17 protein-coding genes, 2 tRNA genes and 4 pseudogenes are annotated in these 21,111 nt (G+C 49.5%); 12 read left to right on the top strand and 11 right to left on the bottom strand.

Features of this window, described 5'->3' with window-relative positions; translation table 11 throughout:
• The 7 genes from BHE85_RS22160 to ydhT all read left to right on the top strand — a co-directional run.
• Positions 1-333 (top strand): IS1 family transposase (locus BHE85_RS22160; RefSeq protein ID WP_069673502.1); only part of this gene is annotated, 333 nt, incomplete at its 5' end.
• 266 nt (positions 334-599) lie between these two features.
• Positions 600-1,277, top strand: a complete 678-nt coding sequence (locus BHE85_RS22155) for a ferredoxin-like protein (protein ID WP_039064121.1) — start codon at positions 600-602, stop codon at positions 1,275-1,277.
• On the top strand, positions 1,247-3,349 hold the full coding sequence (locus BHE85_RS22150) for an aldehyde ferredoxin oxidoreductase (RefSeq protein ID WP_001273510.1): 2,103 nt from the start codon (positions 1,247-1,249) through the stop codon (positions 3,347-3,349). The genes BHE85_RS22155 and BHE85_RS22150 overlap by 31 nt, the downstream gene beginning before the upstream one ends.
• A gap of 12 nt (positions 3,350-3,361) precedes the next feature.
• A complete protein-coding gene (locus BHE85_RS22145; RefSeq protein ID WP_001549248.1) occupies positions 3,362-4,000 on the top strand; it encodes a YdhW family putative oxidoreductase system protein in 639 nt (212 codons plus the stop codon).
• A gap of 63 nt (positions 4,001-4,063) precedes the next feature.
• Positions 4,064-4,732, top strand: a complete 669-nt coding sequence (locus tag BHE85_RS22140) for a 4Fe-4S dicluster domain-containing protein (protein WP_001349911.1) — start codon at positions 4,064-4,066, stop codon at positions 4,730-4,732.
• Positions 4,729-5,514 carry a thiosulfate reductase cytochrome B subunit gene (gene phsC / locus BHE85_RS22135; RefSeq protein WP_001069986.1) on the top strand — a complete coding sequence of 262 codons (786 nt, stop codon included), beginning with the start codon at positions 4,729-4,731 and terminating at the stop codon, positions 5,512-5,514. The genes BHE85_RS22140 and phsC overlap by 4 nt, the downstream gene beginning before the upstream one ends.
• Before the next feature lie 3 nt (positions 5,515-5,517).
• Positions 5,518-6,330, top strand: coding sequence for a protein YdhT (gene ydhT, locus BHE85_RS22130; RefSeq protein WP_000587601.1), 813 nt, complete (start codon positions 5,518-5,520; stop codon positions 6,328-6,330).
• 11 nt (positions 6,331-6,341) lie between these two features.
• Here ydhT and BHE85_RS22125 read toward each other — a convergent pair whose 3' ends face one another.
• From BHE85_RS22125 to BHE85_RS22110, 4 genes are all read right to left on the bottom strand, one after another.
• Entirely contained in the window at positions 6,342-7,946 is a 1,605-nt protein-coding gene (locus tag BHE85_RS22125; protein WP_000716925.1) for an FAD-NAD(P)-binding protein, read from the bottom strand.
• Between the two features lie 125 nt (positions 7,947-8,071).
• On the bottom strand, positions 8,072-8,377 hold the full coding sequence (locus BHE85_RS22120; protein ID WP_000212657.1) for a monooxygenase: 306 nt from the start codon (positions 8,375-8,377) through the stop codon (positions 8,072-8,074).
• 107 nt (positions 8,378-8,484) lie between these two features.
• A tRNA-Val gene (locus BHE85_RS22115) sits at positions 8,485-8,561 on the bottom strand.
• Between the two features lie 4 nt (positions 8,562-8,565).
• Positions 8,566-8,642 (bottom strand) — tRNA-Val (locus tag BHE85_RS22110).
• Positions 8,643-8,949: 307 nt separating this feature from the next.
• Here BHE85_RS22110 and BHE85_RS22105 point away from each other — a divergent pair.
• Positions 8,950-10,206: an AIDA repeat-containing protein gene (locus BHE85_RS22105; protein ID WP_000534291.1), complete on the top strand. Its 1,257-nt coding sequence runs from the start codon at positions 8,950-8,952 to the stop codon at positions 10,204-10,206.
• A gap of 40 nt (positions 10,207-10,246) precedes the next feature.
• On the opposite strand, the pseudogene mdtK reads toward BHE85_RS22105, so the two are convergent.
• Positions 10,247-11,619: pseudogene (gene mdtK, locus BHE85_RS22100) on the bottom strand (multidrug efflux MATE transporter MdtK).
• A gap of 214 nt (positions 11,620-11,833) precedes the next feature.
• Here mdtK and ribE point away from each other — a divergent pair.
• Positions 11,834-12,475: a riboflavin synthase gene (ribE, locus tag BHE85_RS22095; RefSeq protein ID WP_000493947.1), complete on the top strand. Its 642-nt coding sequence runs from the start codon at positions 11,834-11,836 to the stop codon at positions 12,473-12,475.
• A gap of 39 nt (positions 12,476-12,514) precedes the next feature.
• Here ribE and cfa read toward each other — a convergent pair.
• Together cfa and punC are read right to left on the bottom strand one after the other, a co-directional pair.
• A pseudogene (gene cfa, locus BHE85_RS22090) lies at positions 12,515-13,662 on the bottom strand (cyclopropane fatty acyl phospholipid synthase).
• 290 nt (positions 13,663-13,952) lie between these two features.
• The gene (gene punC, locus BHE85_RS22085; protein WP_001182350.1) at positions 13,953-15,164 is read right to left on the bottom strand and encodes a purine nucleoside transporter PunC; all 1,212 of its coding nucleotides are present in this window, start codon (positions 15,162-15,164) and stop codon (positions 13,953-13,955) included.
• A gap of 112 nt (positions 15,165-15,276) precedes the next feature.
• On the opposite strand from punC, the pseudogene punR reads away from it, so the two are divergent.
• Positions 15,277-16,208, top strand: a pseudogene (gene punR / locus BHE85_RS22080) (DNA-binding transcriptional activator PunR).
• On the opposite strand, the gene purR reads toward punR, so the two are convergent.
• Positions 16,205-17,230 (bottom strand): HTH-type transcriptional repressor PurR, encoded by a 1,026-nt coding sequence (gene purR, locus BHE85_RS22075; protein WP_000190982.1) that lies wholly within the window; start codon positions 17,228-17,230, stop codon positions 16,205-16,207. The pseudogene punR and the gene purR overlap by 4 nt on opposite strands.
• Before the next feature lie 298 nt (positions 17,231-17,528).
• On the opposite strand from purR, the gene cydH reads away from it, so the two are divergent.
• Together cydH and BHE85_RS22065 are read left to right on the top strand one after the other, a co-directional pair.
• Complete coding sequence (cydH, locus tag BHE85_RS22070) at positions 17,529-17,618, top strand: cytochrome bd-I accessory subunit CydH (protein ID WP_000102278.1); 90 nt, start codon at positions 17,529-17,531, stop codon at positions 17,616-17,618.
• A gap of 165 nt (positions 17,619-17,783) precedes the next feature.
• The gene (locus tag BHE85_RS22065; RefSeq protein WP_039064122.1) at positions 17,784-18,965 is read left to right on the top strand and encodes an MFS transporter; all 1,182 of its coding nucleotides are present in this window, start codon (positions 17,784-17,786) and stop codon (positions 18,963-18,965) included.
• Between the two features lie 145 nt (positions 18,966-19,110).
• On the opposite strand, the gene sodB is transcribed toward BHE85_RS22065, so the two are convergent.
• The 3 genes and pseudogenes from sodB to BHE85_RS22050 all read right to left on the bottom strand — a co-directional run.
• Positions 19,111-19,692: a superoxide dismutase [Fe] gene (sodB, locus tag BHE85_RS22060; RefSeq protein WP_000007283.1), complete on the bottom strand. Its 582-nt coding sequence runs from the start codon at positions 19,690-19,692 to the stop codon at positions 19,111-19,113.
• A gap of 127 nt (positions 19,693-19,819) precedes the next feature.
• Entirely contained in the window at positions 19,820-20,635 is an 816-nt protein-coding gene (gene mepH / locus BHE85_RS22055) for a peptidoglycan DD-endopeptidase MepH (protein WP_000057280.1), read from the bottom strand.
• A 145-nt stretch (positions 20,636-20,780) separates the two neighbouring features.
• Positions 20,781-21,111 (bottom strand): annotated as a pseudogene (locus BHE85_RS22050) (IS1-like element IS1X2 family transposase); the annotation flags it as partial.

Raw genomic sequence — 21,111 nt, 5'->3', positions numbered from 1 at the left:
TGGCTGTTTTACGCGTATGACAGGATACGGAGGACGGTTGTGGCGCACGTCTTCGGTGAACGCACTCTGGCCACACTGGAGCGTCTTCTGAGCCTGCTGCCGGCCTTTGAGGTCGTGGTATGGATGACGGATGGCTGGCCGCTGTATGAATCACGCCTGAAGGGAAAGCTGAACGTTATCAGCAAGCGTTACACTCAGCGCATTGAGCGACATAATCTGAATCTGAGACAACATCTGGCAAGGCTGGGACGGAAGTCACTGTCGTTCTCAAAATCGGTGGAGCTGCATGACAAGGTCATCGGGCATTATCTGAACATAAAACACTATCAGTAAGTTGGAGTCATTACCTCAGTTCACTTATAATTTCTTGCTTTGTAATTTTAATTGATAACGATCAATGTTAAGGGCTCAGAATAATCACATTATTTTTTCTCCTAACCATAAAGGATTAGTTTATCGGCGTTAAATCTTTTCTCATACACTATCGGGTTAGGGAAAATATCTGGTGTTGGGGACAGAGTCAGCAGCGTATTAATTGAATGCTTAATATCAGGCTGCTGAATTGTCAGCACTGTGTTTGCGAAGAGGATGCGAAATAAATGAACCCGGTTGATCGTCCACTATTAGATATTGGCTTAACGCGATTAGAATTCTTGCGTATATCAGGAAAAGGCCTTGCTGGTCTAACAATTGCCCCTGCGTTACTGTCACTTTTGGGTTGCAAACAGGAAGATATTGATAGCGGCACAGTAGGGTTGATAAATACACCCAAAGGGGTGCTGGTGACCCAGCGAGCGCGATGCACGGGTTGCCACCGCTGTGAAATCTCTTGTACCAACTTCAACGATGGCTCAGTAGGGACATTCTTCTCCCGTATCAAAATCCATCGCAATTATTTCTTTGGCGACAACGGGGTTGGCTCTGGCGGCGGCCTGTATGGCGATCTCAACTATACCGCGGACACCTGCCGTCAATGCAAAGAGCCGCAATGCATGAACGTCTGCCCGATTGGTGCGATTACCTGGCAGCAGAAAGAAGGCTGTATTACCGTCGATCATAAACGCGGTATTGGCTGTAGCGCCTGTACTACGGCATGCCCGTGGATGATGGCCACCGTAAATACCGAAAGTAAAAAATCCTCGAAATGTGTGTTATGCGGTGAATGTGCAAACGCCTGCCCAACAGGGGCGTTAAAAATTATCGAGTGGAAAGATATTACTGTGAGAATCTTGCAAAGGAAAAAATCATGGCTAACGGTTGGACAGGTAATATATTAAGAGTCAATCTCACGACAGGAAATATTACCCTCGAAGATTCCAGTAAGTTTAAAAGTTTTGTCGGTGGCATGGGCTTCGGCTACAAAATTATGTATGACGAAGTACCGCCAGGCACGAAACCTTTCGATGAAGCGAATAAATTAGTCTTTGCTACCGGCCCATTAACTGGATCTGGTGCCCCCTGTAGTTCTCGCGTAAATATCACCTCACTTTCTACTTTTACCAAAGGAAATTTAGTTGTCGATGCCCATATGGGTGGCTTTTTTGCAGCGCAAATGAAATTCGCTGGATACGACGTCATTATTATCGAAGGGAAGGCGAAATCACCGGTATGGCTGAAGATTAAAGATGACAAAGTTAGCCTGGAAAAAGCCGATTTCTTATGGGGAAAAGGGACGCGCGCAACGACGGAAGAAATTTGTCGATTGACCAGTCCGGAAACCTGTGTGGCGGCTATTGGCCAGGCTGGGGAAAACCTTGTTCCTCTCTCTGGCATGTTGAATAGCCGTAACCACAGCGGCGGTGCGGGAACTGGCGCAATTATGGGTTCGAAAAACCTGAAAGCGATTGCGGTTGAAGGGACGAAAGGGGTCAACATTGCCGATCGTCAGGAGATGAAGCGTCTCAACGATTACATGATGACTGAACTTATTGGTGCGAATAACAACCATGTCGTGCCAAGTACGCCGCAATCGTGGGCAGAGTATTCAGATCCCAAGTCACGTTGGACAGCACGTAAAGGGCTGTTTTGGGGCGCGGCTGAAGGTGGTCCGATTGAAACGGGGGAAATTCCGCCAGGCAATCAGAACACGGTCGGCTTTCGTACCTATAAATCCGTTTTTGACTTAGGTCCGGCGGCAGAGAAATACACAGTAAAAATGAGTGGCTGCCACTCTTGCCCGATCCGTTGTATGACCCAAATGAATATTCCTCGGGTGAAAGAGTTTGGCGTGCCCAGCACAGGTGGTAACACTTGTGTAGCCAACTTTGTCCATACCACCATCTTCCCGAACGGTCCGAAAGATTTTGAAGATAAAGACGATGGCCGTGTGATTGGTAACTTGGTTGGTCTGAATTTGTTCGATGACTACGGCCTATGGTGTAACTACGGGCAGTTGCATCGCGACTTTACTTATTGTTACAGCAAAGGGGTGTTCAAGTGTGTTCTGCCTGCTGAAGAGTATGCGGAAATTCACTGGGATCAACTGGAAGCGGGTGACGTTAATTTCATTAAAGATTTTTACTACCGTCTGGCGCATCGTGTGGGTGAGCTGAGTCACCTGGCTGATGGTTCATATGCCATCGCAGAACGCTGGAATTTGGGTGAAGAGTACTGGGGCTACGCGAAAAATAAACTCTGGTCGCCGTTTGGCTATCCGGTTCACCATGCCAATGAAGCGTCAGCGCAGGTCGGTTCCATTGTTAACTGTATGTTCAACCGTGACTGCATGACACATACCCATATCAACTTTATTGGTTCCGGCTTGCCATTGAAACTGCAACGTGAAGTGGCGAAAGAGCTTTTTGGTTCTGAAGATGCCTACGATGAAACCAAAAACTACACGCCAATCAATGACGCAAAAATTAAATATGCTAAGTGGTCGCTGTTGCGGGTCTGTTTGCATAACGCCGTCACCCTGTGTAACTGGGTCTGGCCAATGACCGTTTCGCCGCTGAAAAGCCGTAATTACCGGGGCGATCTGGCGCTTGAAGCCAAATTCTTCAAAGCGATCACCGGCGAAGAGATGACTCAGGAAAAATTAGATTTAGCTGCAGAGCGTATCTTTACGTTGCATCGTGCCTACACGGTAAAACTTATGCAAACCAAAGATATGCGTAATGAACACGATCTTATCTGTTCCTGGGTATTCGACAAGGATCCGCAGATCCCGGTCTTTACTGAAGGTACTGACAAAATGGATCGTGACGATATGCATGCTTCGCTCACGATGTTCTACAAAGAAATGGGCTGGGACCCACAGCTTGGTAGTCCCACCCGCGAAACATTGCAGCGTCTGGGGCTGGAAGATATTGCCGCCGATCTGGCAGCACACAATCTACTGCCTGTGTAAGGAATGGGTGAGATGAACCATCGGGATGAATTGCCGTTAGCGAAAGTCAGCGAAGTTGACGAGGCGAAGCGGCAATGGTTACAGGGGATGCGTCACCCCGTTGATACGGTAACCGAACCAGAACCGGCTGAAATCCTGGCAGAGTTCATTCGCCAGCATTCTGCGGCTGGGCAGCTGGTGGCGCGCGCCGTGTTTCTCTCGCCACCCTATTCGGTTGCAGAAGAGGAGCTGTCAGTTTTGCTGGAAAGCATTAAGCAGAACGGAGACTACGCTGATATCGCTTGTATGACGGGAAGCCAGGATGATTACTATTACTCAACGCAGGCCATGAGTGAAAACTACGCGGCGATGTCTTTGCAAGTTGTGGAGCAGGACATTTGTCGCGCCATTGCACACGCCGTTCGTTTTGAGTGCCAGACATATCCTCGTCCTTACAAAGTCGCCATGCTGATGCAAGCGCCATATTACTTCCAGGAAGCGCAGATTGAAGCCGCGATCGCCGCGATGGATGTTGCACCTGAATATGCCGATATACGGCAGGTGGAGTCATCGACGGCGGAGTTGTACTTGTTTAGTGAGCGATTTATGACCTATGGCAAGGCTTATGGCTTATGCGAATGGTTCGAGGTAGAGCAGTTTCAGAACCCCTGAAATTTCAGGGAGATGTCATGGATAGGGTGGACAGTTGCAGCCACTGCATTAGGGGATAATCAGATGTCCTTCACTCGACGCAAATTTGTTCTGGGGATGGGAACAGTAATCTTTTTTACTGGTTCTGCGTCTTCTCTGTTAGCGAACACGAGGCAAGAAAAGGAAGTTCGGTATGCCATGATTCATGACGAGTCACGGTGCAATGGCTGTAATATTTGCGCCCGCGCATGCCGTAAAACTAACCACGTCCCCGCTCAGGGAAGCCGTTTATCGATAGCACACATTCCAGTCACCGATAACGACAACGAAACGCAGTATCACTTTTTTCGCCAGTCATGTCAGCACTGCGAAGATGCTCCGTGCATCGACGTTTGCCCGACGGGGGCATCGTGGCGTGATGAGCAGGGGATCGTGCGGGTAGAAAAATCGCAGTGCATCGGCTGCAGTTATTGCATTGGCGCTTGTCCGTACCAGGTTCGCTACCTTAACCCTGTCACTAAAGTGGCAGATAAATGTGATTTCTGCGCTGAGTCCCGACTGGCAAAAGGCTTTCCGCCCATTTGCGTCAGCGCCTGTCCGGAACACGCATTGATCTTTGGTCGCGAAGATAGCCCAGAAATTCAGGCGTGGTTGCAGGATAATAAATACTATCAATATCAGCTACCTGGTGCCGGGAAACCGCATCTGTATCGCCGGTTCGGTCAACATTTGATTAAAAAGGAAAATGTATGAACCCGTCGCAACATGCTGAACAGTTTCAGAGCCAGTTAGCGAACTATGTGCCACAGTTCACTCCCGAATTTTGGCCGGTGTGGTTGATCATTGCCGGAGTATTGCTGGTTGGGATGTGGTTGGTGCTGGGGCTGCACGCCTTGCTTCGTGCTCGTGGCGTGAAGAAATCAGCCACCGATCATGGTGAGAAGGTTTATCTTTACAGCAAAGCGGTCAGATTATGGCACTGGTCGAATGCGTTACTCTTTGTATTGTTGCTGGCAAGTGGGCTGATAAATCACTTTGCGATGGTGGGCGCAACTGCGGTTAAAAGTCTGGTTGCGGTGCATGAAGTTTGCGGATTTTTGTTACTGGCATGCTGGCTCGGCTTTGTGCTGATCAATGCCGTTGGGGATAATGGTCACCACTATCGCATTCGTCGTCAGGGGTGGCTGGAACGAGCGGCAAAACAAACGCGATTTTATTTGTTTGGCATTATGCAGGGGGAAGAACATCCTTTCCCGGCAACAACACAGTCTAAATTTAATCCCTTACAGCAGGTCGCCTATGTTGGTGTCATGTATGGATTGCTGCCGTTGTTACTATTGACGGGGCTGTTGTGTCTCTATCCGCAAGCCGTGGGAGATGTGTTTCCTGGCGTAAGATACTGGTTATTGCAGGCGCATTTTGCTCTGGCATTTATAAGCCTCTTTTTTATCTTCGGACATCTTTATCTTTGCACCACGGGGCGTACGCCACACGAAACCTTTAAAAGCATGGTCGATGGCTATCACCGGCACTAACGAATGATCATTACACGAGCAGACCTGCGAGAATGGCGTATCGGAGCGGTGATGTATCGCTGGTTCCTGCGCCATTTCCGACGCGGCGGTAGTTATGCCGATATTCATCATGCACTGATTGAGGAAGGATATACGGACTGGGCGGAGAGTCTGGTTGAGTATGCGTGGAAAAAATGGCTGGCGGATGAAAACTTCGCGCATCAGGAAGTTTCCTCTATGCAAAAACTGGCCACAGACCCCGGAGAGATACCATTTTGCAGTCAGTTTGCCCGCAGCGACGATCATGCTCGCATCGGCTGTTGTGAGGATAACGCCCGAATCGCAATCGCTGGGTATGCCGCGCAAATTGCCAGTATGGGTTATAGCGTGCGGATTGGAAGTGTCGGCTTTAACAGTCACATTGGCAGCTCCGGTGAACGCGCACGGGTTGCTGTAACCGGTAATTCTTCGCGGATAAGCAGCGCTGGAGATAGTAGTCGGATTGCGAATACCGGAATGCGAGTACGCGTTTGTACATTGGGTGAACGGTGTCATGTCGCCAGTAATGGTGACCTGGTGCAAATCGCCAGCTTTGGCGCAAACGCCAGAATTGCCAACAGCGGCGACAATGTACACATCATTGCCAGCGGTGAAAATTCAACGGTAGTGAGCACGGGCGTGGTCGACTCAATTATTCTCGGGTCAGGGGGAAGCGCCGCACTGGCATATCATGACGGCGAAAGAGTTCGCTTCGCCGTCGCCATTGAAGGTGAAAACAATATTCGAACCGGAGTCCGCTATCGTCTTAATGAACAGCATCAGTTTGTTGAGTGCTGATAGCTTTACCTTTAATCAAACGAAAGACGCCGACGTGCACGGGATGCAGGTTTTACGACCGCCCGAGCCATCGCCTCACCAATTTCTGCACATGCCGTAAGTCCCTGAACGAAAGGCTGGTCGTGCATCAACCAGGGCAACGCGCCGAACGCTACGCGTCCACGAATATCTTCGGGTTGCTGTAACGTATAATCTTCGCCAACATCAGGGATTTCATCCCCTGTTTTCTGTAATTGCTCGCGTAGCCCAGGGAAAGGAATATCTTTCACTTTAAGCGGACGCTGTCCGCGGGCATCAATAAAAACGTCAAACGAGTAGCTGTTGTCTTCCGTTTTCAGGACGGTGCGCGACTCATTAATTTCCATTTCGTAGTCTTCACCGAGGGCGAGAATATGAATGATCCCCGCTTCACGTAAGGCCAGCAGCCGACGAATAGACTCTGAAGGGATTGCCGCATAATTATCGATAAAAACCCGGGCAAGGCCTTTACTGAACCGTTTATGGTCGTGTTCATTCAGATGTGGAACAATTTCCTGTACGGCTTCATGCAGGCGCAGAATGACATAACGCCAGGGAACAGTATGTTTTTCTCGTTTATTGCGTTCGACTTCCTGGAGATTTTTTTCTGCCCAGTCAAATGGGTCGCGTTGTTTGCGCTCGGCAAACCAGGCTTGAACAAAGGAATCGACATTCAGGCTCTCTAAGGCTATGCGTTGGCTCCAGTCTGGATCAGCAAACTTGATTTCCTCTACTATCAATCTAAATACCCGATCCAAAAGGCCCTCTTCACCTTTTTGAATCTCAGCATTTAATGCCTGATCGGTGACGATGTGTAAGGGCTCGTAGGGAATAGGGCAATAGAAATCGGCTTCGGGTAAAATACCCGTGCGCGACATCAACGTAATATTTAGCTTTTCACTTGCGTTATCGCGGTTAAAAACGACGTGTTGTTTATCATCTTCAATGAACGAACCATGCTGAATAGCCACTGCCATTGCCGCATCCAGTCCGCTCAAGGATGTTCCCATAATACCCACGTTACACGCATCGACCTTTGCTTCCATCAGGCCTGACCACGGACTGGGAAAATACGTTCTGGTTGCTTCTTCTTCATCAGGCCAGACGTGACCCGTGGCAATCACCGCTAAATCAAACGTCTCGCTGGGTAAATCCTGATTTGTAGCGAGCATGACGCCAGCATTTGTAATTTGCAGATCGGTAACCTGGCATGATTCATAAACAGCCACTGCAAATTTTTGCTGTCGTGCCTGGTCTACTAATCGTAAAAATTGATCGCGGAAATATTCGCCCAGCAGAATTCGCGGTAAAAACTGACGATCGTGCAAGGTTTCTTTTTTAACGCCATAACGCTGGAGATGGCTGGCTTCTTGCTTTTGTAGCCATTCGAGATACGTACAATTAATCGGCGGTATTTCAATACTGGCAATATTTGCCAGCATCATTTTTGAGTTTTCCTCATCACTGTATGGCATCCCGACACCGGCCTCGTCAGCCTGCTCGAAGATAGAAATAGAAAGTGGAGTTTGTTGCTGTAGAAGCGAGAATAAGGTGTAGATCCCCGTAGGCCCGGCACCCACAATAGCAATTTTTTTCATTGTTACTTACCTGTACGCATTCTTTCGAATTTAGTGTTATCAGATAAGTTTGGTTGAGATTTTTAGAATTTGAGAAATTTCAGACAGGGATGAAAAGGGCGCTAACCGCCCTTGATTAAATTCTGTCAGGCGAGTTTTGCCTGATTGATTTGACTCAGTGGCTCATTGACATCGAAAACTTTGGCGACAACTTCCTCAACGCCGAGATTTTTAAGTCGGGCAGTATGTTTTTCCAGATAGGCAAGGGCGCTTTTTTCATCAGTAAAAAGATAGATCCCACCGGCTTCGTGGTTCTTTTCACTTTCTGTCCATACCTTCCACAGAAAACCAGGTTCCTGATTAATCGACTCAGCAAGCGGTTTAAGCTGCTCAGCCATTGCGTCGCCAAATGGGCCATTAAAAGCAAAATGAAGTTGTAACAAAGTTGCCATAGCGATTCTCCTTCTGATAACGCATACGAAGACAGTGTAAATCTTTTAACGTATTGGATACAGAGAAGAAACAGAGGGAAAAAGGAGAAGACCAGATTAAGAAAATCTGGTGCGTCCGAGTGGACTCGAACCACCGACCCCCACCATGTCAAGGTGGTGCTCTAACCAACTGAGCTACGGACGCAGGATGGTGCGTTCAATTGGACTCGAACCAACGACCCCCACCATGTCAAGGTGGTGCTCTAACCAACTGAGCTATGAACGCAACGTTGTAGGTGACAACGGGGACGAATATTAGCGGCAGAGTGGGAAGGTGGCAAGAGGCAAAACGTAATTTTCTGCGCTATTTCGACCGTTTGCAGAGCTTTTAAGCAAATTGGCTATATTTTGTTGATTTGCAAGGGCGATTTTTATTCAGGATCGCATTTACATCTGATACAACCCAATAATTCGTGTATCAGAGTTTAAACAGAGTTGTTTGCCACCATCTCAAATCTGTCGTGGATAAATCCTCCGTAGCCTTTACATTTAGGTAGCAATAAAGGCACACAGATGCAGCAAAGGAATAAATCATGGGATCTGATGCGAAAAACTTGATGAGCGACGGGAATGTGCAAATTGTTAAGACCGGCGAGGTCATTGGCGCGACGCAACTTACTGAAGGCGAGTTGATTGTTGAAGCTGGCGGAAGAGCCGAAAATACCGTAGTCACGGGGGCTGGCTGGTTGAAAGTGGCAACCGGTGGGATCGCCAAATGCACACAGTACGGTAACAATGGCACGCTATCGGTCAGCGACGGTGCCATTGCCACAGATATTGTTCAGTCCGAGGGAGGCGCAATTAGTCTCTCTACGCTCGCTACGGTTAATGGCCGCCATCCCGAAGGTGAATTCAGCGTTGATCAGGGTTATGCCTGCGGTTTGTTGCTGGAAAATGGCGGTAACCTGCGTGTACTGGAAGGACATCGCGCGGAAAAAATCATTCTCGATCAAGAGGGCGGCCTGTTGGTTAATGGGACAACCTCAGCGGTCGTGGTAGATGAAGGTGGTGAATTGTTGGTGTATCCAGGTGGGGAAGCCAGCAATTGTGAGATTAATCAGGGCGGCGTTTTTATGCTGGCCGGGAAAGCCAGTGATACGTTGCTTGCTGGTGGCACCATGAATAATCTCGGTGGTGAAGACTCTGACACCATTGTTGAGAATGGATCCATTTATCGTCTGGGGACGGATGGCCTTCAGCTCTACAGTTCCGGTAAGACGCAAAACCTGTCCGTGAATGTGGGTGGTCGGGCTGAAGTGCATGCCGGTACGCTGGAAAATGCGGTAATACAAGGTGGAACAGTGATCCTGTTGTCACCCACCAGCGCGGACGAAAATTTTGTCGTAGAGGAAGATCGCGCACCGGTTGAACTGACCGGGAGTGTTGCATTACTGGACGGCGCTTCAATGATTATTGGCTATGGCGCAGATCTGCAACAATCAACGATTACTGTACAGCAGGGCGGTGTGTTGATTCTCGACGGCAGTACGGTAAAAGGTGACGGTGTCACTTTTATTGTTGGTAACATCAATCTGAATGGCGGAAAACTGTGGCTGATCACTGGTGCGGCAACGCATGTGCAACTGAAAGTGAAACGCCTGCGCGGAGAGGGAGCGATTTGCCTGCAAACCAGTGCGAAAGAAATCTCACCTGACTTCATCAATGTGAAAGGGGAAGTTACCGGTGATATACACGTTGAGATAACAGATGCCAGTCGGCAAACTCTGTGCAACGCTCTGAAATTACAGCCAGACGAAGACGGGATTGGCGCAACGCTCCAGCCTGCGTAAAAACACAGGCGCAACCCGTGAAGGTTGCGCCTTGTCTTTATTAGCGGGATGCTCGTTGCAGAATGATAACTGACGGCAGACGTTGCAGGAACCGCATACGCAACATCATCATAATGGCTGCCGATGTCAGGCCGATAATAAAGCCTATCCAGAAGCCTGCTGGCCCCATAGGTTCAACGACCAGATCGGTCAGTGCCAGAATATAGCCGCTTGGCAAGCCCAGCACCCAGTAAGCTGTAAAGGTGATATAGAAAATGGAACGCGTATCTTTATAACCACGCAAAATCCCACTGCCAATCACCTGGATTGAGTCAGAAATCTGATATACCGCCGCCAGCAACATCAAATGCGCAGCCAGCGTTACAACCTCGGGATTGTCGTTGTACAACAGGGCGATTTGCTCCCGGAGTGAAACCGTGAAAATGGCCGTCAGGGTTGCCATACAGACACCCACCATAAGCCCGGTCCGCGCAGCGTTTGCGCATCCAGCGTTGAGCCCTGACCCAGACGATAACCTACGCGGATAGTTACCGCTGCCGCCAGCGACATTGGAAGCACAAACATCAGTGAACTAAAGTTCAGGGCAATCTGGTGTCCTGCGACATCAACAATACCGAGCGGAGACACTAACAGAGCCACGACGGCAAACAGTGTCACTTCAAAGAATAGTGCCAGCGCAATCGGTAAACCGAGTTGAATCAGTCGTTTCATAACCGCAGGATCGGGTTTCGCGGTGCCTTTTTCGTTACGAATATCGCGCATGGAGCGGGCGCGTTTAATGTAAGAAACCATGGCAAGGAACATGACCCAATACACCGCCGCAGTAGCCACGCCACAACCAACGCCACCGAGCTCAGGCATACCGAAATGACCATAAATAAAGATATAGTTCACCGGAATGTTCACCAGCAGGCCGATAAAGCCCATTACCATACCCGGCTTGGTTTTTGCCAGACCTTCACATTGGTTACGGGCAACCTGGAAGAACAGATAGCCCGGCGCGCCCCACAACAACGCACGCAGATAACCCACGGCTTTGTCCGCCAGAGCCGGATCGATGTTTTCCATGGAGCGGATAATGTAACCTGCATTCCACAGCACCAGCATAATGAGAACGGAAACAAAACCTGCCAGCCAGAAACCTTGTCGCACCTGATGCGCAATGCGCTCACGTCGACCGGAACCATTTAATTGCGCGATAACCGGCGTTAATGCCAGCAGCAGTCCGTGACCAAAGAGGATCGCCGGAAGCCAGATAGAAGTACCGATAGCGACCGCCGCCATGTCGGTGGCACTATAGCCGCCCGCCATCACGGTATCGACAAAACCCATCGCAGTTTGGGCGATTTGCGCGAGAATCACCGGGATTGCTAATGCTAATAACAGACGCGCTTCACTGATATACTTCTGCACGTGAACACCTTTTATTTGTAGTTATATGAGAGACTAAAAAGCCGCCTGAATGGGCAGCAAAAAGAAGAAGCAGGGGAAATTCAGTCTATTGTAGCGAGGATTTATTAATTCTCCAGTGAAAAAATAGTCATTCTTACCCCTTCACTGGTAAGGGCGTTTGCCACCTGCTATTGTGCTGAACAGAATGTCTTAACTGATTTCAGGAGTTGTAAGTATGTTTACGGGGATTGTACAGGGCACCGCAAAACTGGTGTCGATTGACGAGAAACCAAATTTTCGTACGCATGTGGTGGAGTTACCCGACCACATGCTGGACGGCCTGGAAACCGGTGCTTCCGTGGCGCATAACGGTTGCTGCCTGACCGTGACGGAAATTAACGGCAACCATGTCAGTTTTGACCTGATGAAAGAAACGTTACGCATTACCAATCTTGGCGATTTAAAAGTGGGGGATTGGGTAAACGTTGAGCGTGCGGCGAAATTCAGTGATGAAATTGGCGGACACTTAATGTCAGGTCATATTATGACCACCGCTGAAGTGGCGAAAATATTAACCTCGGAAAATAATCGCCAGATCTGGTTTAAAGTCCAGGATAGTCAGTTGATGAAATATATCCTGTACAAAGGATTTATTGGCATCGACGGTATTAGCCTGACCGTCGGCGAAGTCACGCCAACGCGTTTTTGCGTCCATTTAATTCCGGAAACTCTGGAACGCACGACTCTTGGGAAGAAAAAACTCGGCGCACGCGTCAACATTGAAATTGATCCACAAACTCAGGCAGTGGTAGATACGGTAGAACGTGTGCTGGCGGCACGAGAAAATGCCATGAATCAACCAGGTACAGAAGCCTGATCTGAAATCGCCCCCGGAGAGGGGGCGATAGAATAGCCTTTAGCGAGCGACTCGAAGGCCGTTTTCAACACCGCGTGAGAACACGACCTGCCAGAGCTGAATATCACGGGCGCGGAAAGCACCTGCGCAGGCATTCAGATAATAGGTAAACATCCGTTTAAAGCGTTCACTGTAGTTATCCGCAATTTCTGGCCATGCGGCGAGGAATCGTTCATACCACGCCATCAACGTAGTATCGTAATCAGCACCGAAGTTATGCCAGTCTTCCATCACAAAGTGGGGTTCGCTGGACTGAGCAATCTGGCGTACAGAGGGCAGGCAACCGTTCGGAAAAATATATTTATTAATCCAGGGATCAACATTCAGATCGGTTTTTTTCGAACCGATAGTATGGAGCAGGAATATGCCTTCCGGTTTCAAATTACGATCCACCACCGCAAAATAGGTATCGTAATTTTTCGGTCCGACGTGCTCGAACATCCCCACAGAAACAATACGATCAAACTGGTCGTTCAGGTCACGATAATCTTGCAGCAAAATGGTGACATCCAGCCTTCACAGCGTTCCTGAGCCATTTTTTGCTGTTCGGCAGAAATGGTGACGCCCACCATGCTTACGTCATAATTAGATGCCATGTAGTGTGCCAGTCCGCCCCAGCCGCAGCCAATATCCAGTACGCGCATCCCTGGTTTTAACTGCAATTTTTCACAAATCATTTTGAGCTTCGCCTGCTGGGCAGATTCCAGATTATCGGCATCTTTCCAGTAAGCGCAGGAATATTGCATGAAGGGATCAAGCATGCGGCTGAACAAGTCATTACCCAAATCGTAATGCTCTTTGCCGACTATCCAGGCACGTTTTTTACTCTGCAGATTGAAGAGACGAGCGCCGGCAATACGCAGCGTGTCTTTGAAATGATGGGGGAGTTGGTTCTCGAGACCTGCGCGTAAGACTTTGCTAAAAAACATATCCAGTCGGTCACATTCCCACCAGCCATCCATATAACTTTCGCCTAACCCCAAAGAGCCTTCTTGCAGAACGCGTTTAAAAAAATCGGGGTTTTTCACACGAATATCCGCCGGGGCAGAACCGTTAATGGCTATACCGGCACGGCTAAGTAATTCGTTGGCGATACGGTACCAGTTGTCATCCGGTACGCTGACTTCTTCTATACACGATGAACTCATAGTTTCTCCATCACTGGTCGGTGATCAGAACCTTAAAACAGCGTAGACGCTTTTTGGGCTTTGTGAGAAATCTCGCAGAAAAAACCGCGAGTCTATAATCCGACGTAGAACAGAGGGAAAGGAGGAACCCTTGCCGAAATGACCATCCATAGTGAGTCGGGAACGATCCTGTCCCCGTAAAAACATAATATTTATCGTAGCTTTAACAACTCGAAATTAGTATAGGCCGCTAATTTCAATCATACAACAAAATTTTGTTAGCAGCCTAAGTATAAGTATATCGATATAGATCAGTGTGATTCGCTATGAGCGACTTCGGCATTGCCATGATTCTGGCAGCCAGCTTCTTCACAACGTTGCATCATGTAACCCAGCGCGACCAGCACTACTGTTGATAACATCACGCTGGTGGTGGTGAGCAATGGCGTGCTGATACTAATAAGCCAGGAAACTACCAGACTTGCGAGGAAGCACAGACCCAGTTGTAGAGTGTTCTGCAACGCTGCGGCGCGACCAGTTGCGTGTGGGAAGGGACGCAGCGCCTGGGCGACAACAATAGGGTAGATCGCGCCATTGGCAATCGCCATCACACAGAATGGGATCAGGATTTCGACCAGCGACACATGGCTAATGAAGCCCGCAGCCCAGGTCGCAATGACGCTGACAGCAAACAGCACCAGCAACCACGGTAATAACTGCTTGCCTTGCCATTTCTGCAGCGCGGCGCGACAGCCATAACCACCAATCAGAAACGCGATAGTTTGCGGGACATAACTTAAACCAATAACTGCCGGGCTGTAGCCCATTTCACTAAGGATGAACGGTGAACCGGTCAGCCATGCAAAAAAACTGGCTGAACAGGCCGCGTATATCAGCACGTTGCCGCGATAGGTTTTAGAACGTAGCAGGTCGGTAAAGGTCAGACCATCCTGACTATTGTTACCGGCCTTCGTCGTGGGTTTGAGCCAGAAAATAGGCAGAATCAGCACCACGGTAATGGCAAACAGGGTGGCGAAAATCGCCTGCCAGGAAAAATGGACCAGCAGCCAGCTTCCTAACAGAGGAGCCAGGGCCGGAGATAGACCCACCAGCGGCATGATGGTCGCAAAAATTCGGTTAACTTTCTGTGAAGGATAATAATCCGTCACTAACGCTTGCCAGATAACCGCCGCGGCGCAGACACCCACAGCCTGTACAAAACGCAATACCAGCAGCGTAGCGGCGTTTTCTACCCACAGCATCCCCAGACTACCTAACGCAAAAATTGTCAGGCCGATTAATAACACCGGTTTACGACCATAACGGTCGGAGAGTGGCCCCCACAGAAGCTGGGCTGCGGCAAAACCGGCAAGGAACAGACTAAGGCTGGCACTGACAGCAGACGCAGGCGTTTGCAGGTCGGCCTGTATGGCGGCGAAAGCAGGCAGATACATATCGGTTGCCAGAAAACCGAGTACGCTCAAACCCGCCAGCCAGACTAAAAATCTTTTCCCAGGTTGCATGTATATTCTCTAAATCTCTCAATTAAACACCGCCGCAAAGTGTAGGGAGTGAAATTAGTGTTGTGAAACGGTAATATTTGATGACTGATTTCAAAAATTTTGCAGGCAGACTATGTGGTCAGAATATTCACTCGAAGTTGTTGATGCGGTAGCGCGTAATGGTAGTTTTAGCGCTGCGGCACAGGAGCTGCATCGCGTTCCTTCTGCGGTCAGCTATACCGTGCGTCAGCTGGAAGAGTGGCTGGCGTGCCGCTCTTTGAACGACGGCACCGTGATGTGGAGCTGACCGCTGCTGGAGCGTGGTTTCTCAAAGAAGGGCGCTCTGTTGTCAAAAAAATGCAGATCACCCGCCAGCAATGTCAGCAGATAGCGAACGGCTGGCGCGGTCAGTTAGCTATCGCAGTGGATAATATTGTCAGGCCAGAACGTACACGGCAGATGATCGTTGATTTTTATCGCCATTTTGATGATGTCGAACTTCTTGTCTTTCAGGAAGTGTTCAACGGTGTCTGGGATGCGCTTTCCGACGGGCGCGTGGAACTGGCGATTGGCGCAACACGCGCGATTCCGGTAGGCGGTCGTTATGCCTTCCGGGATATGGGGATGCTAAGCTGGAGTTGCGTTGTTGCCAGCCACCACCCGCTGGCGTTGATGGATGGCCCATTCAGCGATGATACGTTGCGCAACTGGCCGTCGTTGGTGCGCGAAGACACCTCGCGAACGCTACCTAAACGTATTACCTGGTTACTGGATAACCAAAAAAGAGTTGTCGTGCCTGACTGGGAATCATCGGCAACCTGTATCTCGGCAGGATTATGCATAGGGATGGTGCCAACACATTTCGCCAAACCGTGGCTTAATGAGGGGAAGTGGGTAGCACTTGAATTGGAAAACCCCTTCCCGGATTCGGCATGTTGTCTGACATGGCAGCAAAATGATATGTCGCCTGCGTTAACCTGGCTGCTTGAGTATCTCGGCGATAGTGAGACGCTGAATAAGGAGTGGCTGCGGGAGCCGGAAGAGACTCCCGCAACGGGTGATTAACGACGATAGTCGCGGAACGGGCCGTCAGCCACGGAGCGGCGTTCAATCAAGCGCGGATGCACTTCAATGGACTGCGGTTCTTCACGTTTGTTGACGATACGATCCAACAGCATGTTGAACGCTGTTTCACCCAGCGAATCTTTTGGCTGGTGGATCGTGGTCAGCGCCGGCGTAAAATAGCGGGCGTTGCGCACGTTATCATAACCGATCAGCGAAACATCCTGCGGGACGCGCAGACCCATTTCATCAGCAGCACAAAGTGCGCCCATTGCCATGATATCGCCACCACAGAAGACGGCAGTAGGGCGATGCGGCTGCGACAGTATTTGCTGCATGGCGCGATAACCAGATTCGGGTTCAAAGTCACCCTGAACAATCCAGCTTTCCGGCACCTTGATCATCGCTTCTTCCATCGCCTTCATAAAACCGGCAAGGCGGCCTGCGCCGGTGTTACGTTCCAGCGGGCCGGGGATGACGCCGATTTCGCGGTGACCGCGTTCAATCAGATAACGCCCGGCCATGTAGCCGCCTTCGAACGCGTTATCAATGACCGCATCGGTGAAGTCAGCTTTTGCTTCACCCCAGTCCATCACCACCATTGGGATATGGCGATACTCTTCCAGCATCGCCAGCAACGGCTCTGGGTACTCAGAACACATCACCAGCAGACCATCGACGCGTTTTTGCGCCATCATCGACAGATAAGCCCGCTGTTTCTCAAGATTGTTCCACGCATTACCCAGAATCAGGGTGTAACCTTTCTGGAAGCAATTTTTTTCAACCGCTTCAATGATCTCGGCAAAATAGGCCGCTTCGCTGCTGGTCGCCAGCAAACCGATAGACTTGGTGTGGTTAACCTTCAGGCTACGCGCCACCGCGCTAGGGGAGTAGTGTAATTCTTTAATCGCTGCCCACACGGCGTTGCGCGTTTCTTCAGCGACGAAACGTGTTTTGTTGATTACGTGTGACACAGTTGTAGTGGAAACGTTTGCTCGTTTCGCTACATCTTTTATTGTTGCCATTCCATTTCACTCCAGACCCTAACTTCAGCTCCTGCAAAATCGCAAGGTAAACGTTTGCCTTTACACACCTTACGCACAACAAAAGTGTTGCGGTACGCCGGAAAAACGACACGGAGCGTCAGGAAGGGGTCAATGGCCAGTACGCAAATAGTGTAAGCGTGGAATTTTGGCCGATCTTGACGAAAAGGGGAAGTGGTAAAAACACTTATCATTATAAATGACGGGAGATTTTTTCATCACAGTGTGTAAAAATGCGTAATATCACTATTTGTGTGGTAATAAAAAAGGAGAAAACTTGATGAGCACCGACCTTAAATTTTCACTGGTAACAACGATTATCGTCCTCGGTTTGATCGTGGCCGTGGGTTTGACTGCCGCGCTGCACTGATTTCCTCTCGAGGGAGCGCGTTCTCCCTCGCATCTCCTTCCTGTTTGTTAGCAAAATGGCAAAAGTGTTTTCTCTTTTTGTTATTTTCATTTTTTTGTGATTGCTGTCATGCTTTCGCCACTTTAATGAATATCGCGTAATGACGCGAAGAGGTGGAGATAAGGCATGAAAATTAACTATCCGTTGCTGGCGCTGGCGCTGGCGCTGGCGATTGGCGCGTTTGGTATCGGGACAACGGAGTTCTCGCCAATGGGCTTGTTGCCCGTCATTGCGCGCGGTGTGGATGTCTCGATTCCCGCTGCCGGAATGTTAATCAGTGCCTATGCAGTTGGCGTAATGGTTGGCGCGCCGCTGATGACGCTTCTACTTTCTCATCGTGCCCGCCGCAGTGCGTTGATTTTCCTGATGGCAATTTTCACGCTCGGCAACGTACTTTCCGCCATCGCGCCGGATTATATGACCCTGATGCTTTCACGCATTTTGACCAGCCTGAATCACGGAGCATTTTTTGGTTTGGGTTCAGTCGTGGCCGCAAGCGTGGAGCCAAAACATAAACAGGCCAGCGCAGTTGCCACTATGTTTATGGGGTTAACCCTGGCAAATATCGGTGGCGTGCCGGCGGCGACCTGGTTGGGTGAAACCATCGGCTGGCGGATGTCATTTCTGGCAACGGCGGGGCTGGGAGTGATTTCAATGGTAAGTCTGTTCTTCTCATTACCTAAAGGTGGTGCAGGGGCACGACCTGAAGTGAAAAAAGAGCTGGCGGTATTAATGCGTCCGCAGGTGTTGTCTGCATTGCTGACGACGGTACTGGGAGCTGGTGCAATGTTTACTCTCTACACCTATATCTCTCCGGTACTGCAAAGTATTACCCACGCAACACCGGTGTTCGTTACGGCAATGCTGGTGCTGATTGGTGTCGGATTCTCTATCGGTAACTATCCCGGCGGCAAACTGGCAGATCGTTCAGTTAACGGCACGTTGAAAGGCTTTTTGTTGTTGTTGATGGTGATTATGCTGGCAATCCCGTTCCTGGCCCGCAATGAGTTCGGCGCAGCTATTAGCATGGTGGTGTGGGGCGCAGCAGCCTTTGCGGTCGTACCGCCGTTACAGATGCGCGTGATGCGTGTCGCCAGTGAAGCGCCAGGTCTGTCTTCATCAGTCAATATTGGTGCCTTTAATCTTGGAAATGCGCTGGGAGCAGCTGCTGGTGGTGCGGTAATTTCCGCTGGGCTGGGATACAGCTTTGTGCCGGTGATGGGAGCGATTGTCGCGGGACTGGCATTATTGCTGGTGTTTATGTCAGCCAGAAAACAACCTGAAACAGTTTGCGTTGCTAACAGCTAATTAAACAAAAACGCAGAAGGATAACCTTCTGCGTTACAGTTGCTGACAACGTGCGATTTATCTTGCCGAATGCGCTGTTAACGCCTCATCCGCGTTGGCATGGTAAACGAAGCGCATCAGGCAATGCTGCATTTGCCATCAGTTATTATGCAGCGAGATTTTTCGCTACGAATTCCCAGTTCACCAGCGCCCAGAAGTGCTCCAGATAGCCAGGACGTGCATTGCGATAGTCGATGTAATAAGCGTGTTCCCAGACATCAACGGTCAGCAGCGGAGTCGCATCGGTGGTCAGCGGAGTACCCGCGTTAGAGGTTGAAACGATAGCCAGTTTGCCATCGCTGTTTTTCACCAGCCAGGTCCAGCCAGAACCAAAGTTTTTGATCGCTGCATCAGTAAACTGCGCTTTGAAATCGGCAAAGCTGCCAAAAGATGCGGCGATAGCTTCAGCGACTTTTCCAGTCGGTTCGCCACCGGCGTTCGGTGCCAGGCAGTTCCAGTAGAAAGTATGGTTCCAGACCTGAGCTGCGTTGTTGAATACGCCACCTTCAGAGCTGCGAATAATCTCTTCCAGTGATTTACCTTCAAACGCGGTACCTTTAATCAGGTTGTTCAGGTTAGTGACATAAGTCTGATGATGCTTGCCGTAGTGATACTCGATAGTTTCCGCAGAAATGTGCGGTGCCAGAGCATCTTTAGCATATGGTAGTGCAGGTAATTCGAATGACATTGCTACTCTCCTTTATTATTAATTTGCATACGTACAATAGCCTTATTGTGCGTATGGATAGGGTAGCAAATTAAAAGGTGAGACAAAAGATGAACTTACCCTGTTGCCGTAACAACAGGGTAAAGTTTTAGCGAAGTGTTTTTGGGGTCATTACCCGACGAGCGCCAACATAGTGGCGCTGCCAGTAGTCTTCACTGAGAGAAGTGATTTGAATTTCCTGACCTGTGCGCGGTGACTGAATAAATTTGCCGTTGCCGACATACACGCCGACATGATCGGCTGTGCCGCGTCCCTGAGTACGGAAAAAGACCAGGTCGCCGTTTTTCAGTTCACTACGTTCGATTGGCGCTGCATCACGCAGGTGATACATTTCATTCGCCGTACGCGGAATACGAATTTTCACCAAATCTTTATAAGCGTAATAAACCAGGCCGCTGCAATCAAAACCGGTACGCGGTGAGCTGCCACCCCAACGATATGGCTTACCAATTTGCTGCATCAGTTTATTCATTGCCACTTTCGTAGCTTTTTGCACCTTCGCTTTGTGCGCGTCGGCAAGAGTTCCTGACGCGGCATTTTTGACTTTCACACAATGCGATTTATAGCCCTTACGTTTGGTACACTTTTCGGTAAAGCTGGCTGAGGCCGTTTTATTGACGGCGTGTTTGCTGCGAGTTTTGGCGTTTTTAGAAGCGGTAATGGAAGATTTTTTAACGGAAGAAGCGGTTTTGCTTTTGGTCGTACTTTTACTGGCGGCTTTTTTCGCTGTTTTCTGGGTCTTTTTGGTGGTTGCCGTGCTTTTCTTTTTATCTGCTTTTTTGGTGATATGAGTGGTAGCAGAACTCTCCCTGGCTTGCTTTGAAGCATGGGCCATAGGCGTTAAAGGCAGGGTGGTAAAAAGTAAAGCACAGAGCGTGATCGAAATACGGTTTATCTGCGCCACTGAGCGTCCCTCTGTTAAGGCAGGTCTATCATGCCTGCGTCTGATTTACAAAACTTGATGATTCTAATGCATAGAAGAAGAGAAAGTTAATAGCTTTTATTGTTAAAAAATACGTTTCGTTGGCGAGCGCGGTAATGACTCCAACTTACTGATAGTGTTTTATGTTCAGATAATGCCCGATGACCTTGTCATGCAGCTCCACCGATTTTGAGAACGACAGTGACTTCCGTCCCAGCCTTGCCAGATGTTGTCTCAGATTCAGATTATGTCGCTCAATGCGCTGAGTGTAACGCTTGCTGATAACGTGCAGCTTTCCCTTCAGGCGTGATTCATACAGCGGCCAGCCATCCGTCATCCATACCACGACCTCAAAGGCCGACAGCAGGCTCAGAAGACGCTCCAGTGTGGCCAGAGTGCGTTCACCGAAGACGTGCGCCACAACCGTCCTCCGTATCCTGTCATACGCGTAAAACAGC

It is taken from the genome of Shigella sp. FC1567, from assembly GCF_001743015.1.
Taxonomy (GTDB): Bacteria; Pseudomonadota; Gammaproteobacteria; order Enterobacterales; family Enterobacteriaceae; genus Escherichia; species Escherichia coli.
Note: the sequence above shows the minus strand (reverse complement) of the source record. Positions and strands in the feature narration are given on the sequence as shown.

Bases quoted from the DNA above. Each gene is read 5' to 3' on its own strand.
- BHE85_RS22155 (WP_039064121.1), top strand. From the start codon at position 600: ATGAACCCGGTTGATCGTCCACTATTAGATATTGGCTTAACGCGATTA.
- punC (WP_001182350.1), bottom strand. From the start codon at position 15,164: ATGCAACCTGGGAAAAGATTTTTAGTCTGGCTGGCGGGTTTGAGCGTA.
- BHE85_RS22105 (WP_000534291.1), top strand. From the start codon at position 8,950: ATGGGATCTGATGCGAAAAACTTGATGAGCGACGGGAATGTGCAAATT.
- cydH (WP_000102278.1), top strand. From the start codon at position 17,529: ATGAGCACCGACCTTAAATTTTCACTGGTAACAACGATTATCGTCCTC.
- purR (WP_000190982.1), bottom strand. From the start codon at position 17,230: ATGGCAACAATAAAAGATGTAGCGAAACGAGCAAACGTTTCCACTACA.
- sodB (WP_000007283.1), bottom strand. From the start codon at position 19,692: ATGTCATTCGAATTACCTGCACTACCATATGCTAAAGATGCTCTGGCA.
- phsC (WP_001069986.1), top strand. From the start codon at position 4,729: ATGAACCCGTCGCAACATGCTGAACAGTTTCAGAGCCAGTTAGCGAAC.
- BHE85_RS22065 (WP_039064122.1), top strand. From the start codon at position 17,784: ATGAAAATTAACTATCCGTTGCTGGCGCTGGCGCTGGCGCTGGCGATT.
- BHE85_RS22120 (WP_000212657.1), bottom strand. From the start codon at position 8,377: ATGGCAACTTTGTTACAACTTCATTTTGCTTTTAATGGCCCATTTGGC.
- BHE85_RS22145 (WP_001549248.1), top strand. From the start codon at position 3,362: ATGAACCATCGGGATGAATTGCCGTTAGCGAAAGTCAGCGAAGTTGAC.
- BHE85_RS22150 (WP_001273510.1), top strand. From the start codon at position 1,247: ATGGCTAACGGTTGGACAGGTAATATATTAAGAGTCAATCTCACGACA.
- ydhT (WP_000587601.1), top strand. From the start codon at position 5,518: ATGATCATTACACGAGCAGACCTGCGAGAATGGCGTATCGGAGCGGTG.
- BHE85_RS22125 (WP_000716925.1), bottom strand. From the start codon at position 7,946: ATGAAAAAAATTGCTATTGTGGGTGCCGGGCCTACGGGGATCTACACC.
- BHE85_RS22140 (WP_001349911.1), top strand. From the start codon at position 4,064: ATGTCCTTCACTCGACGCAAATTTGTTCTGGGGATGGGAACAGTAATC.
- ribE (WP_000493947.1), top strand. From the start codon at position 11,834: ATGTTTACGGGGATTGTACAGGGCACCGCAAAACTGGTGTCGATTGAC.